Source organism: Pedobacter sp. 01T416_2 (genome assembly GCF_056398925.1).
Window position 1 is genome coordinate 1 of record NZ_JBFTQI010000925.1, and the last position, 2130, is coordinate 2130.

The window sequence follows — 2130 nt, forward strand, 5'->3', positions numbered from 1 at the left end:
CATTAAAGCACCCACCATTTGTCTGATCCTTGGCTGCGCAAAGAAATCGGGGCTTTTAATGTAGAGCTTTCCGCTACTGCTAGCATGGATAATTCCATCAAACTCGCTATCTTTTCTCATATATCAAATTTACATATTTTTTTAAATATCTGAAAAACAATATTCAGTCCAAAAATTTTAGGTTTGTTGTGTTATATGTGGATAGAGCAATCGTTTTACAATAAACATTGTTTAAATCAGTTTTACTAAAACAGATGCCTGGAAATCTTATAATTAAAATTTTAATTTAGGCTTGTAAATCAAAAATAAAATTAAGATATTTGCATCCTCTAAAATAGAGGTAGAAAGACTAATAGGAAATGTCATAAGCGTTGTTGCCAGCAAATTGCAAAAATGTTCTTGATGCTTTCACACAAATAACTTAAAATAATATTCAAATGAAAAAAGATTTGCACCCAACAAGCTACAGACCAGTTGTTTTTAAAGACATGTCTAACGAATATGCTTTCTTAACAAAATCTTGCGTAGATACTAAAGAAACAATTAAATGGGAAGATGGTAATGAGTATCCTCTTTATAAATTAGAGATTTCTCACACTTCACACCCTTTTTATACTGGTAAAATGAAATTGGTTGATACAGCAGGACGTATCGATAAATTCAAAAACCGTTACGCTAAGAAATAATTTTAGCAACAAAAAGCATTTTTTGAAGTCCCTTTGCCAAAAGCATCGGGACTTTTTTTATTTTTGTTGCTTATGACAATCAATCTTTTTGATGATGCTTCTTGGATGTCTCTACGTCCGCTTACGTTTACCAGGCCTGTGGCCGATTTACGCATAGGGATTTTAACCATTGCCGAGAAATGGGCTAAACATTTAAAAGCCGATTTTGGCTTTCATACCCAAGATTACCTCTCTGTAAAGTTTGCGCCAAAACCCAATGCCGATTTGTTTATAAACGGTTCTGTTTGCCCGGATGAAGCTTTGCTAAACGCCATAGACAAACTTAAAGCAGGTGAAGTGCTTTACAAAAGAGATGTCATAATCGCATATATCGCAGATCAGCACGACTTAGAATCGGTTAAATCGCTAAAGCCGGTAGAATACACAGCTGATTTTATACAGATTGTTTATCCTGAACATATTTTTGGTAATAATCCTGGCGAGATCAGAAAAGATTTTAAATTATTGACCGAAGGACGCAGTTCGGCAAAGTTAAGCAGTACCAATCAGCTACTCGGAGATGATATCTTTTTAGAGGAGGGGGCAAAAGCCGAATGCAGCGTATTTAATAGTACTTACGGACCGATTTATATCGGTAAGAACGCCGAGGTTTGGGAAGGTTCTTTAATAAGGGGATCCTTTGCGCTTTGCGATAACTCGTCTATAAAAATGGGGGCCAAAATATATTCAGGCACTACCATAGGTCCGAATAGCCGTGCAGGAGGCGAAATTAACAATTCGGTAATTTGGGGCAACTCTGCTAAAGGCCATGAGGGTTATTTGGGCAATTCGGTAATGGGCGAGTGGTGCAATATAGGTGCCGATACCAATAATTCGAATTTAAAAAACAATTATGCCGAAGTAAAACTTTACGATTACGAAAGCAAAAAAATGCGTAATACTAACCTGCAGTTTTGCGGTTTAATTATGGCCGATCATGCTAAATCTGGCATAAATACCATGTTTAACACCGGTAGTGTGGTTGGCATTGGTGCTAATGTTTTTGGCGCGGACTTCCCTCCACACCACATTCCTGATTTTAGTTGGGGCGGCGCCAGTGGTTTCGATACCTATAAACTGAATAAAATGTTCGAAACAACCGAAAAGGTATTTGCCCGAAAAAATATAGCTTTCGATGAGGTAGAAAAAGATATCATTACTAAAGTATTTGAATTAACTCAAGCATTTAGAAAGTTTTGATAATGCAGCAATACAAAACGAATATTAAAAAGAGAATCTATGCGTCTATTTTGGATTATGGGCTTTTTTTTAGTTGTTACTTAGCATATTTAATTTTCTTCGGAGATCATCCTGATGAAGGAAAATATAGTATGTCAGGAAGTGCTACACTGCCTATTTTTCTTTTTTGGCTGATTTATTTTGTAATTGCCGAAGGTGCATTTGG

3 protein-coding genes are annotated in these 2130 nt (G+C 36.2%); all 3 read left to right on the forward strand.

All coding sequences use genetic code 11. From position 1 onward, the window contains the following. Positions 1-437 precede the first annotated feature (437 nt). Positions 438-686, forward strand: coding sequence for a type B 50S ribosomal protein L31 (locus tag AC1DPQ_RS25885; protein WP_025142617.1), 249 nt, complete (start codon positions 438-440; stop codon positions 684-686). Positions 687-758: 72 nt separating this feature from the next. Continuing rightward, on the forward strand, positions 759-1925 hold the full coding sequence (locus AC1DPQ_RS25890; protein ID WP_477584818.1) for a putative sugar nucleotidyl transferase: 1167 nt from the start codon (positions 759-761) through the stop codon (positions 1923-1925). A gap of 2 nt (positions 1926-1927) precedes the next feature. Continuing rightward, a partial coding sequence (locus AC1DPQ_RS25895) for a hypothetical protein (protein ID WP_477611326.1) occupies positions 1928-2130 on the forward strand: 203 nt, incomplete at its 3' end.

Bases quoted from the DNA above. Each gene is read 5' to 3' on its own strand.
- AC1DPQ_RS25885 (WP_025142617.1), top strand. From the start codon at position 438: ATGAAAAAAGATTTGCACCCAACAAGCTACAGACCAGTTGTTTTTAAA.
- AC1DPQ_RS25890 (WP_477584818.1), top strand. From the start codon at position 759: ATGACAATCAATCTTTTTGATGATGCTTCTTGGATGTCTCTACGTCCG.